The organism is Amycolatopsis mediterranei (assembly GCF_026017845.1).
GTDB lineage: Bacteria > Actinomycetota > Actinomycetes > Mycobacteriales > Pseudonocardiaceae > Amycolatopsis > Amycolatopsis mediterranei.
The window spans coordinates 6,715,819-6,728,496 of record NZ_CP100416.1 but is presented as its reverse complement, the minus strand read 5'-3'; the positions used below and the strand labels follow the sequence as shown (position 1 = coordinate 6,728,496).

General features: G+C 65.9%; 6 protein-coding genes and 1 pseudogene. 5 read left to right on the top strand and 2 right to left on the bottom strand.

Going from position 1 to position 12,678, the window contains the following annotated elements:
- Positions 1 to 144 precede the first annotated feature (144 nt).
- Positions 145 to 1,335 (top strand): IS701 family transposase, encoded by a 1,191-nt coding sequence (locus tag ISP_RS29715; protein WP_265049869.1) that lies wholly within the window; start codon positions 145 to 147, stop codon positions 1,333 to 1,335.
- On the top strand, positions 1,314 to 1,523 hold the full coding sequence (locus ISP_RS29710; RefSeq protein ID WP_034285471.1) for a hypothetical protein: 210 nt from the start codon (positions 1,314 to 1,316) through the stop codon (positions 1,521 to 1,523). Before ISP_RS29715 ends, ISP_RS29710 begins: the two co-directional genes overlap by 22 nt.
- 633 nt (positions 1,524 to 2,156) lie before the next feature.
- Here ISP_RS29710 and ISP_RS29705 read toward each other — a convergent pair.
- Positions 2,157 to 2,540 (bottom strand): IS110 family transposase, encoded by a 384-nt coding sequence (locus ISP_RS29705; RefSeq protein ID WP_013227607.1) that lies wholly within the window; start codon positions 2,538 to 2,540, stop codon positions 2,157 to 2,159.
- 2,153 nt (positions 2,541 to 4,693) lie between these two features.
- Between ISP_RS29705 and ISP_RS29700 the strand changes: the two genes are divergently transcribed.
- The gene (locus ISP_RS29700; protein WP_013227606.1) at positions 4,694 to 9,880 is read left to right on the top strand and encodes a sacsin N-terminal ATP-binding-like domain-containing protein; all 5,187 of its coding nucleotides are present in this window, start codon (positions 4,694 to 4,696) and stop codon (positions 9,878 to 9,880) included.
- Between the two features lie 215 nt (positions 9,881 to 10,095).
- Positions 10,096 to 10,191, top strand: a pseudogene (locus ISP_RS48375) (hypothetical protein); the annotation flags it as partial.
- A 32-nt stretch (positions 10,192 to 10,223) separates the two neighbouring features.
- Here the strand turns inward: ISP_RS48375 and ISP_RS48370 are convergent.
- A complete protein-coding gene (locus ISP_RS48370) occupies positions 10,224 to 11,417 on the bottom strand; it encodes a pentapeptide repeat-containing protein (protein ID WP_080582935.1) in 1,194 nt (397 codons plus the stop codon).
- A 492-nt stretch (positions 11,418 to 11,909) separates the two neighbouring features.
- Between ISP_RS48370 and ISP_RS29685 the strand changes: the two genes are divergently transcribed.
- Positions 11,910 to 12,515 carry a hypothetical protein gene (locus ISP_RS29685; RefSeq protein WP_013227605.1) on the top strand — a complete coding sequence of 202 codons (606 nt, stop codon included), beginning with the start codon at positions 11,910 to 11,912 and terminating at the stop codon, positions 12,513 to 12,515.
- Positions 12,516 to 12,678: the final 163 nt, after the last annotated feature.

The following is a 12,678-nucleotide window of genomic DNA, read 5'->3' as shown; positions in this document are numbered from 1 at the left end:
CTATTTCGGCCGCCGACACGCCCAGCACGGTCAACTCCAGCTCAACCTGCCGGAGACAACTTCGATACAGGCCCTAGTACTACAGGGCTAGATCTTTGCGTGTCGGTACGTGATACCGATCGCGGGTTGTGCGACTATTTGCCGGTGACCATTCCTTCTGCTGCGCGGTGCGAGGTTGCAGGTACTGTGACTCGGGAAGATCTGGCTGTATGGGATCAAGAGTTCCGGGATGTCTGCGCGCGGCTTGACGGGTTGTTCTATCGGACGGATTCACGTGCGCATGCTCGGCATTATCTGCGTGGGTTGATCGCTCCGCTGGAGCGGAAGAACGGTTGGACGATCGCGGAGTATTCCGGGAACCCGGAGCCGAAAGCCCTGCAGCGGCTGTTGAACCTGTCTCCGTGGGACGCTGATGAGGCACGGGATCTGGTGCGCGCGTACGCGATGGAGCATTTCGCTGACCCGCGTGGCGTGCTGATCGCGGATCCGACCGGGTTCGCGAAGAAGGGAGACAAGTCAGCGGGTGTTCAACGTCAGTATTCGGGGACGCTGGGTCGGATAGACAACTGTCAGATCGGTGTGTTTCTGGCCTTCGTCAACACGGCCGGCGATCGGGTACTCATTGATCGGGAACTGTACCTGCCTGCTGAGTCATGGTGCGCCGATCCCGGTCGCCGAGCCGAGGCGCGTGTGCCCGAGAAGGTGACGTTCGCTACCCGCCCGAAGCAGGTCCAGGGCATGATCGCGCGGGCGGTGGCGGCCGGGGTGCCGTTCGCCTGGTTCGCCGCGGACGAGGAATTCGGGCAGAATCCGGGACTGCGCTCGTATCTGGAAACCGAAGGAATCGCCTATGCGATGGCCGTGCCGAAGAACACCGACACCAGCACCGGCGCTATCTCCTCGGCGACCGGCATAGAGACACTGGTCAAACATGTCGCATCACGGCTGAAACCCCACGATTGGTCCCGCCGCGCCTGCGGGATCGGCGCCAAGGGCTTCCGGACCTACGACTGGGCACTGGTCGACGCCGGCGACGGTCACCAGTATGTGTTCCGGCGGAACATCGCAGACGGCGAAATCGCCTACTTTCACTGCTACAACCCGCACCGGGAACCGCTGACGGAACTGGTCCGCGTCATCGGTTCCCGCTGGCCGATCGAGGAATGTTTCGAAGCAGCCAAAAACGAAGCAGGGCTCGACAACTACCAGGTCCGCCTCTACCACGCCTGGTACCGGCACATCACCCTCTCGATGCTCGCCATGGCATTCCTCGCAGTCATGAGACACAAAGCAAAAAAAGAAGAACTCCACCTGTGGACAGAACGGACACCCTGACCACCCGAACCCGGCACCTGATCGCGCTCACCATCGCCGAGATCCGACACCTGTTCAACCTCGCCGACAAAGATGATCACGCCATCGACCACGGCCTTCGCTGGTCTGCTTGGCGCCGCGAACACCAGGCGGACGCCCGACGACACCACGTCAGACGCCGCCTCCGGCTCCAGATGTTAGAGATCTAGCCCTGTAGTACTAGCCCCCGCGCGTGCGGGGACGACAGGCCGGCCGCCTTCAGGTTGCCCCAACCGTCTGGACCAGCCCCGCGCGTGCGGGGACAACGACGCCCAGTATCAGCAGGCCACCGCCACCGTGGGACCAGCCCCGCGCGTGCGGGGACAACGCGGTGGACGACTGGGACATCCGGATCAACCAGGGACCAGCCCCGCGCGTGCGGGGACAACCGCCGGCTCCGTGGTCGTCATGCGAGTGCTCCCGGACCAGCCCCGCGCGTGCAGGGACAACACTTGCTGACCTGTCTTGGGGCGAGTATTGCACTTTCGCTGGGGACGGTGCTGCTCATCGCTGTATCGCGGGTCGTTCCTCGCGCCTGTCTGCGCATGCCGGTCTCCCGCCGGCGGTTTCGGGGGAGTCAGCCCGTGTCGGGTTCCATGGGTGGCGAGGCTCCAGCACCAGCCGGCCAGTTCCCGGGCGACGGCGACCGCGCTGACGGCGGGGCGTCTGCTGCGGGCTTCGAAGCGAGTCCAGTGGCAGTGCAGCCGCCGATTGCCGACCTCCGCCCGCTGCCGGACCGCCGGTGGTTGGCCGTCCTGGCGGCGGATCAGCTCCCGGCTGAGCCGGTAGCGTTTGCAGTGGTATCAGGCGGCCTCGACCAGCAACCGCTGGCCATCGGAGTTACCGGTCTTGGTGATCGCTCCTTGGTGACGGTGTTCACCGCTCGAAGAGTCCGCGGGCACCAGACTGACGTAGGCGCCGATCGACGCACCGGTGAACCGCCGCCAGTCCCCGATTTCCGTCACCAGGCCGAACGCGGTCAGCGTGCTTACCCCGTGCAGGCAGGCCAGCCGCCCCATAACCGGCGCGAACACCGGGGGCGCCGCCAGTTCGGTGATCGCAGCGTCCAGCCGGGCCCGCTGAGCCCGCGTAGCAAGCACCGCGTCGAAGGCCTCCTCGAAGGCCAGCCGGACCCCGACCCGGTCAAAGGTCAGCGACCGCAGCCAGGCTTCAGTGCCCCGGTCCATGCAGTGCCGTCATAGAGCAACCCTGCCGCAGCAACGACTTCGACAGCCGGTGCCGGGGCCGCGTCAAATTCCTCGGACATTCGATCGAGGGACCAGCCCCGCGTGCGTGGGAACAAGGTAGACAGTGGCGAGGTTGAGCTGCCCGAGCGGGACCAGCCCCGCGTGCGCGGGGACGACGTTCCTGTTCCGTAGGCGCCAACGTACACGTAGGGACCAGCCCCGCGTGTGCAGGGACGACTGCCACTTCGTCGTACCAGTTCTTGACGCCGTCCGGACCAGCCTCGTGTGCGCGGGGACGACAACAGGCTGGTGTAGCCCGGCGGGCAGGTGACGGGACCCAAGCCCCGCGTGCGCGGGGACGACGATCTGCCCACGTACGAGTGCGACCCGAACGGCGGACCAGCCCCGCGTTCGCGGGGACGACACGCCGAGGGTGACCAGGCGCAGCTTGAAGTCGGGACCAACCCCGCGTGCGCGGGGACAACGAGCACGTCGTCTCGCCCACGACGTTCGAGACGGGATCAGCCCAGCGTGCGCGGGGACAACGATCAGACTTTCCAGAACAATCTAGCCAATGCGGGATCAGCCCCGCGTGCGCGGGGACGACCGCGAAGGTCGGGTGAAACCGCCGATCGTGTGCGGACCAGCCCCGTGCGTGCGGGGAAAACCGCGACGGCGACACCTGTCGCTACTGCGGGATCGGACCAACCCCGCGTGCACGGGGAGCTCCTGCGGGCTCTGCTTCTCGTAGTCGGCCTGCGGACCGGCCCCGCGTGCGCGGGCAAACGGACGGTGCGGCGCGAAGCTCAACCGGCTTCCGGGACCAGCCCCGCGTGCGCGGGAACCGCGAAACGCTGTCCGACGTGTCGATCTCCCTGGGACCCGCCCCGCGTGCGCGGGGAAAATATCGTCGAGCCGGCCAGCTGGGACGAAGGCGCGGCACCAGCCCCGCGTGCGATGGGAAGCGGCTTGGTGACGATCAGGTTCCGCCACGGGCAGGGACCAGCCCCGCGTGCGGGGAAAACGTCCCCAACGACGACGACACCCGCTACACGACAGGACCAGCCCCGGGTTCGCGGGGAAACCTCTTGCTGACCTGCGACTCTACCAAGTGAAACAGTGTTTTCTATTCAGTTTGGCTCGGGTGTTCGCAGCGTCTGCCGATGCTGATCTTGCCTAGTCGACGAAGTTGTTCGGTGTTCACCGTGACACCCTCCAGTGAGCGCCCGCCAGACCGGTGGTCATCGCGTCTTCCGGATGCTTCACGGTCGGCGCGACGCAAGGAACTGCGTCGCACCCACACGTCTCTGCTGCGGAGAAATAGTTGGCGGTAATCAAGGACGCTCGTTACCTCCTTGAAGTTATCGCCCAACTTGTCAGGATCTGCCTGCGCGTGCGACGAGGGGACTGTTGGCGCTCCAGCAGCTACGGGGTCGATGATAGGGCCAGCCTCGAGGCTGCGGGGGTGACCCGTTCTACGGGACCTGGCGCAGTCGGGTGGGTGACCAGCCCTGTGCGGCGACAACTCGATCTTGTCGCCGCTGTTTCGCTTGCTCGGCGCGGACGAGCCCCGCGTGCGCGGAGACGACAAGACGGACGACCTGAAGAAGCTGGCTGCGGAGGGACCAGCCCCGCACTTGCGGGGAAGACCTGCGCTGGTGCGCAGCCTTTGATGTCAACCCGGGATCAGCCCCGCGGGTGCGGGGACGGCTCGACTATTCGATACCGCTCGCGGCCGTCCTGAGGACCGGCCCCGCATGTCCGGAGACAACGGCGAGCAGGTCGTCCAGCTGCCGGACGGCACGGGACCAGCCCCGCGTGTACAGGGACGACAATTTGATGACATGCAAGTCTGTCATTCGAAACAGTGTTTCTTGTTCACGTTGCTGCCGAGGCGAGTTTCGTTGTCGCTCGCGAAGAGCGATGCTCCTGACGTCGGTTCTGAGGTAGACGTTGCGCTGTTGACGGTGTTCGCTCGGCGCAGGATCCCCGAGACTGCACCCCGCGAGACCACCGAGCCGGACGAGATTCAATGCTTCTAGGCCTCGGGTCCGCCTATCTCACGAGCGTCTCATCGTCTCGGCACGGGACGATCGGTAAGACGCAGTGACCGGGCGCCGTAACGCCGTCTGCGCCTCCTTCGATCACTATGTGTGATCGAAGAGCCTGTCGAGCTGGCCAAGGACCTCACCCGGCTGGTGCTGCAGCAGGCCGATTCAGTCGTGGCGATGTACCTGGCCGGGGCGAAGTACGAGCAGCCGGTGACCCGCGAGCAGAAGGAATCGATCGAGAGCATCATCGCCGCGGACTACGACGGGCGGACCGTGGTCGAGCTGCTGCAGAACGGGCACGACGCGCACGACTCCGGCCGGTCCGATGGGAAGCTCGAGTTCCTCCTCGACGAGAACGAGGGCGCACACGGCGTGCTATACGCGGCCAACGGCGGACGGCCGCTCGATCAGGAGAACTTCCGGTCGATGTGCTTGATCGCCCGGAGCAGCAAACGGCCCGACGAAGGCATCGGGAACAAGGGGGTCGGTTTCAAGAGCGTGCTGCAGCTATCCGACTGCCCGGAGGTGTACAGCGCCCGGCACGAAGGAGCAGGGCGTTTCGACGGCTTCCGGTTCCGCTTCGGCCGGCCTGACGACTTCGACGGGCTGGCCGCCCGGTCGAAGGAAAACTGGCCGGGCCTGGCGGATGAGCTGCGGGAGAATGTTTCGACCCTGAAGATCACGGTTCCGCTCTTCGAGACTCCCACGGTGGTCGAGGACTTCGCCCGTCGCGGTTACTCGACGGTCGTCCGGCTCCCGCTGCGTTCGGCCTCGACCCGCGACCATGCGCGGGACCAGCTCGAGGAGCTCGCGCACGACGAAGTGCCGTTCCACCTCTTCCTTACGCGCGTCGCGGAGATCGTGGTCCGGAGCCAGGCCGGCGAAACCGAGAGCAGACGCCGCCTGACCCGGAGCACCCGGGCAAGGCGAGGCACCAGCACCCTGTCCGTCGAGCACATCGACCTGGGCGAACAGCGTGAGTACGTGATCCTCAAGAGGGTCGTGGCCGAGACCGGGATACGGGCCGCGATCCGGGCGAGCCTCGACGACAACGCCATCGGCTCCGGTTGGGCCGGCTGGCAGGGCGCGGCCGAGGTCAGCGTGGCGGTGCCGCTGGGAGCTGCACTCTCCCAGGGACGCGTCTACACGTTCCTGCCGCTCGGCCCGGGCTCGCCATGCCCGATCGCCGCACTGGTCAACGGCCCGTTCTTCACCCGGCTTGACCGGCGGGACGTGCACGAGTCGATTCCGTTGAACGACTTCCTCTTCGCCGAGATCGCCGCGCTGTGCGCGGACGCGGTCGTCGCCGCCTGCCGCGGCGATCTGGAGCTGCCGGACGAAGTGCCGCTCGACCTGGTCTGCTGGGCGCCCGGCTGGACGCAGCGCCTCATCGCCGCTCTGCAGGCGCTCGGCGTCGAGCTCGTGGACCTGCCGGTGCTTCCGCCGCTGCAGCACCAGGGGGAAGGCTTGACCTTCAAGTCCGCGCTGCTGTGGTCGTACCGCGGGGCCGTCTTCACACCCGAGGCGGTCACGGCCGCCGGCGAAACCAGGTTGATCCGCTATTCGATCGACGAACAACGTCTCCGACGGCTGCGGAAGCTGGCGAAAGCCACCGACCACCCGGTTGAGGCGCGGCCAGCCGATCTGGCCGGCTTCGCCGAGACCCTGGCCGACGATCTCCTCCGACGAGGAGAATCCTACGAGGTCTGGGCCGGGTTCTACGACGATCTAAGCGTCGTGCTGACCGATGTGACACTTATCCGCGGCCATCGGGTGTTTCTCACCGAAGGGGGGATCCTCCGCACCAGCATCGAAGACGACGACCTGATGATCTACTTCGGCCCGGTGCGCGGTGAGGCGGGAGAGCTGCCTGAGCTTCCGGAGGTCGTACGTGACCGGCTGGCCTTCATGCCCGCCGACATCAACTGGAGCGACGAGCGCGGTCAGCGGCCGGGCCGCCGCTGGCTCGAGGCGATCGTCCGCGAGTACCGCACGGACGCCGTCCTCGACCTAATCGGCAAGGTCATGTACGACACCGAAGCCGAGGAGGTCCGCTCCGCTTGTCTCCGGTTCGCCTTCGATCTGTGGCAGGACACCCCAGCGGAGCGGCGGGCCACTGCGCTCGGCCGGGCCGGTCTTCTCGTACGTACTCGCAGTGGCTGGAAGGCGCCCGCGGAAGCGTACTTCGACGCGGGCTGGGGCGGACCGGCGGGCAAGATCGATCGGCAGTTGGCCGACTTGGTGAAAGCCACCGCACTGATTTCCGGGACGTTGGCCGCGGTGGGCCAGAGTCTGTTGTTCAAGCCGGAGCTGGGAGAGGCGACGCTGGACGACGTGCGGACATTCTTCGAGGCCTTGGGCGTGCGCCACGGCTTGGTTCCGCTCACCGTGCGCGCCAGTCGCTTCCAGCTCCAGGGCAAGACCCTGAAGAACCCGCGGACAGTCCCAGTCTTCCCTATCGAGATCAGTGTGGCGACCCAAGCGGCGTGGCGTGAGCTGGCCGCCCGACACTCGGGCAAGCCCAGCTACGACAGCACCCGATACCAGCCGGCGGGCGGAATCGCATACCTGCCTGGTCAGGAAGAGTGGTCCGAGTTCGACGACACGGCTCGTCGGCTCTACTTCCAGCTGGTGCTGCACGGGCTTGAAGTATGGCCGGCCACCACTCTTTGGACGTATTTTCAAGCCTCCTCCGACAGCGTGCGGGTCACCTGGCCGACGTTCGTGGCCGCGTTCCTGGTCCGAGCCGACTGGATCCCGCAGACGACGCCGGGGGACCGCGGCAAGCAGTTCTTCCGCCCGATGTCCGACGCGTGGTGGGTGGGTAACACCGACACACCCGACTATCTCAGCGCGGACCCGGCGGCTTTCCGGTCGCTGCTGACCGACCGGGTCCGCGTACACCTTCAAAGGCTGGGCGCCCGGTTCTGGGACGACCCGGGCACCGCCGCGGACCGACTGCGGGAGCTCACCTCGGTGGTCCGGCTGCGCGGACCTCGGATGTCGCTAGTACGCAACGCTTACGAGCAGGCTTGGCGAGACCTTGCCGACCGTGGCGAAGAGGTACCGCACGAGGTGATCGTGTCCGTGCACGGCAGCCTCGGCGTGCTCGACCTCGATCAGGAGGGGCCCGCGGTCTACACCCTCGACGAAGACGGCGCGGTGCAGGCGGCGCTGCTGATCCAGACTCCGCTGCCGATGCTCGCGGTCCGCAGTCCCGGCGTGGCCGAGCGGGTCCGTCAGACATTGGTGAGCGACGGAGTCAGCCGCCTCCGGGCTGCGTCGGCCGCCACCGTCCAGGTCCTGGCGGACGGAACAGACCCGCTGACCATGAAGTCCCAGCCGCTGACTGATCTCGGCGGCGACTGGCTTCCGCTGCTCGTCGACGCCATCGCGGACCGGCGTCGTCAGGCCCTGCCGGCGGCGGGAATCACGGTCGGCGCGACCGCCGGTGCGCTACGGGACTCCGTCGGGCTGGTCCTGGCGGACTCGATAACCGCGGTCATCGACGGACATCCGGTGGACCAGGAGTTCGCGCCGTCCTCGATGCGCGTCGTCTCGCCAGAAGGCGACCCGGTGATCGTGGCGCTTCGTGGCACCGGCGAGCCATGGGTGGTGCTCCAGTCCGCCGCCGCGGCGTTGGCCGAGTTCCGCGGGGGCCCGCCGATCGCTGACAGCGTCCGGCTCGCGCTCATTGACCTCACCCAGCGATGCGGCGACCGCACCCCCACGCTCGACGACCTGGCCGTCGTGCTGAAGCTGCCCGTCACCGAGCTGCAGAGCCTCGCCGGGGATGCGGCGTCGACCCGCTTCGAAGTAACGCCGGTGTTGGGGCTGCTCGCCTGCCTCGATCCGGGCATCGCCGAAGAGCTCCAGGGAGACCGTATCGGCGACCAACAGGAAATGCTGGATTGGCTCAGTCGCCGCGGCTTCGACGCGGACGAGATCCTGGCACTCGCCGGGCAGAACGACCTCTTGGACGCGACCCGGCAGCTCGACATTCCACTGGCCCAGGCCAATGCCGGGCTACGGGCGGTGAACTTGCCGCTGCTGCACAACGACATCGGGCACCGGCAGCAATTCGACGCCTACCTGCAACGGCACCGGCCGGAGCTCCAGGATCAGTTACGGGACCGCTTCGTGGCCAGGTTCCGCCGCGGCGAGCCACTCGACGAATATCTGCGTCTGCGGGACTTGCCGGGTCTGGAGCCCGATTCGACCTGGCTCGACACCTACTGGCACTTGCCTGACCACGTCGTCCAGGCACGTCTCGACTTGTGGCTTGCGTCCGTCGGTGAGCCACTTGCGGGGAAAGATCGGCTCCCGCCGGTCGACGAGCTCCGTGATCGAGGACGCCGGGCCGTAATGCGCACGCTTGAGCGCGCTCGGATCGTCATCGAGGCGTGGCTGCAACGCAACACCGCGGGCACTGGCGCGCGTCCGGCGGAGATCGCCGGCACACTCGAAAAGATGGTCCAAACAGGATTCCTGGACTTCGAGGTGCCACGCACCAGCGCGGTGGTGGTCTGGCTGGGCGAGCACGGGCAATGGCCGGTCGGAATGCCCGCCACCACCGAGCCCCGGCAGCTGGATCTGACCGACGGAGATCTCAAGGCCGCCGAGTCCCGGCTCAACGCCGGCCACGATACGGCGAAGCGTCGGACTGAAACCGTTCGTTACGCCGGAAAGACCTATTCCACCGGTACAGAGGACCGCGACAGCCTGATCCGGGCGGTCCGCGAAAGCGTCCCGCAAGGCGTTCTTGACACCTCCGCCACAGCCGACCGGATGGCTCCCCTTCCCCCGAGCAGCTCTGCGGTCAGCGGAAGCAGCTCGGGAGAGTGGCGCGCACCGGTACTGTCGGCAGAAAAGACCAGGTTGATCGGGCTCGCTGGTGAAATTGTGGCTGGCGAATGGCTGAATGCGAAGTTCGGTCTGCAACCGGAGGACACGTGGGTTTCTGGCTACCGCGCCGAATACCTCGCTGATGGGAAGGGAAACGATTCGTGTGGATACGATTTTCTCGTCACGCTCCCGGACCGAACGCTGCTCTATGAAGTGAAGGCCACAACCGACAATGCTCGCCAGTTCACCCTCGGCGAGTCGGAGGTCCGCCGGGCGAATGCACTGAGACCCCACGAGGAGTATCACATTCTCTTCATCTCGAACGTCCTTGATCCGGACAAGATGCGGCTCCGGGTGCTCCCGAACCCATTCTCGGTAGGCGGCCTGGCGTCTTACCAGGTGGTCGGCCGGTCGTTGAACCTTCGATTCCGCTCCGCCGACTGAGCTTCGGAAACCGCAGCGGCTGCCGGTGCGCAGCGAGGTCGTCGCCGTGCTGAGTGCTAACGCGCGGTCGTCGAGCTTGTCCTGGCTAACTGTTATCGGTCATGACGTTTACGACGGCTGGCCGAACCTGAGGCGAGGGGCGGGTCTTTCGGCGGCAGTATGAGAAGTGCGGCAAATCGTCCGCCGAGTAAAAGGTCATTCCATTCTACACTGTAATGTCCCGTTGTCTGTCTAGGGCTGCCGCTGGCTTGTGCGTTGCCAGGCTCGACCCGATCGCCCATGTCGTCGCCGAGATGGGTATCTCCCCTCAATGTGCATCCAGGTGGGTCATCCGCTACCGGCGTCACGGCGAAGCTGACCTGCTCTGCCCGTCAAGATGGGCAGACACCTCAACGGGGGTTCCCTCAGTGAACAGTGTGCCGTCAAATTGTGCGTTACCGGCGAAGTTGACCTCCTGGAAAAAGTACTCTCCGGAGAACGTGGTTCCGTTGAATATTGGGCCGTCCGTAAATGTCGCGCCCTTGAACCATGTTTCATTCGCGAAAGTTGCGCCAGAGAAACGCGCTTCAGCTGTGAACGCTGATCTAGCGAACGAAGCCTCTCCGGTGAATACTGCGTTGTCGAATCGGGCCGGGCCGACGAAGGTGCTATGGAGGAAGGTGCAGTGTTTGACTCGGCAGCCGCGGAAATCGAAACTGACGAGCGTGGCGCCAGCCAGGTCGAGGTCGATGTTGTCCCAGAACAGTCCAGTTGAGTTGTCGTGGATGTCGAGGGAGAGGTGACGTTTGAGCAGTCGTTGAGCGGTCATACGGACTTCGCGCTCCTCCAGTGATGCGCTGATGGTCCGAGTATGCGCTGACGTCGTTGTTGTTTCACGTGCGCGCGCTGAGTTGGTCGCCCGACTACGGGTAGAGCTTTGCAGTGGTCGCTTGAGTCCGAGCCTGCTAGCTCTTGATGTGTTCGGCGGGGTGTAAGGGGCGCGCAAGTATGCGCATACGACGTCGACGACGGTCTGCCGCTGACTCGGGTTGTCCTGGGCGACGCGTTCCAAGGCATAGAGGCCACCGTGGCGCACGGGTGCGTGGGCGGAGCCAAGGTGTTCGACAGCCTTGAGGTAGAGGTCGGTGAGGCGGCGCTCACGAGCGTCGTGCTCGGCGTGAGCGGCAGCTCTGTCGGCGGCGGCCTGATTCTGAGCCGCTACTCGTTCTGCCAGTTCGTGGGCTTGGTATTTCTGGAGTAAGTCGTGTTCGGTAGACCTCTGCCGGCGAACGGCAAGCCAGAGGGCCACTACGCCACCGAATCCGACTCCTAGGGTGCCAGCAGTCCGCAATGCATCCAGTTGATCTCTCGTCGCTCCGGTGCTCAACAGCAGCCATGCGGCACTGATCGCGATGACCATCATCAGTGGGACACCGGTAACGACGACCCACTTCGGAATCGGTCGTACAGCCGGTCGCGTCAGTCGATCGCGTTCCTCGCCATGGTTGAGGTCGCCTTCGTGCGGGAGATCCGAGTTCGAAGGGTGCTTTGTCATCATGCGTCAGAGCCTTCCGTGAAGGGAGAACATCACGCAACGCGACCGTGTAAGTCAATGTCCATGTAATCTTGCGGTGTGTCGTGAGCGGATCGAACGCCAGGGCATACGACTTTTTGAGGAACCGAAGTCTGCACCTCGGCACTGGCGGGACCGGGACCGTCCCCGCCTGCGCGGGACGAGTTCGGTGCACGAGGTCGGCAATCGGACGACGCCGGAGTCGGCACCTGCAGATGCCGGCGAAGACGGTCTGCTCGGAGGCGTTCGGCCCACCCGAGCTGGTACGGCTGGGATGGACCGGTCTGACGACGTGGGAAGCGCCGGGCCAGCCCTGTGCACGTGGGACGGCCCGGGTGCAGGGTGACGCCGACTTCTCTGACCGGGACCCGCGCCGGCGTAGCCGAGCTGCGCGCACGCCACGTCGGGGTTGTCGTGTTGATCAACAAGTACGACGGCGTCGACTTACCTAAACAGCCTGCGAGTTGTTGATCATCGATGGCATTCCCGAACCGATGGACGGCGTCGAGCAGCGCGGCCGCCGCGCTGGCCAACAGCCCCACGCGCCGGATCCGCGAAGTGCAGCGCATCGAGCAGGGCATGGGACGCGGGGTCCGCGACAGCGACGACCACTGCGCGGTACTGCTGGTCGGCTCGAAGCTGGCCATGGCCACTCGCGACCCTGACTGGAAGAAGCTGTTCTCCCCGGCGACCCGCGCGCAGCTCGACCTCAGTAACCAAGTCGCGGTCCAGCTCAAGGGCCAGGGGCTCGACGCCGTCCGATCGGCATTGACTGCGTGCCTGGATCGGGACCCAAACTGGGTCGAACGCAGCCGCCGCGCACTGGCCGAGATCCGCTACCTCGACGCCGGGACGATCCGCCCGGAGGCCATCGCGATCCGCGCAGCGTTCGACCTGGCCTCCGCCGGCCAATACAGCGCCGCGGCCGATGAGATCCAGCGTGCCATCAACGGCATCGAGGACACGCTGCTGCGAACAGAAGGCCAGCTACCTGCACCACGTCACCCCCCCAGCTCGCCCAGCAGCAGCAAGGCCTCGCCGTCCAGGAGAACGGAGCGCTGCTCAAGCCGCTGGTCGGAGTAACGACTGTGCGAGTCCAGGCTGTCGTCGCGCAGGCTCAGGCCGCCGCCGCCTTCCTCACCGCGGAGTACGGCACCGACGGCGTGCAGTTAGACCACATCTCATTTGGGGTTGTTGTGGGTGAGCAGGTCCAGTTTGATGGCTCGGCGGTAGCAGATCACCGCGC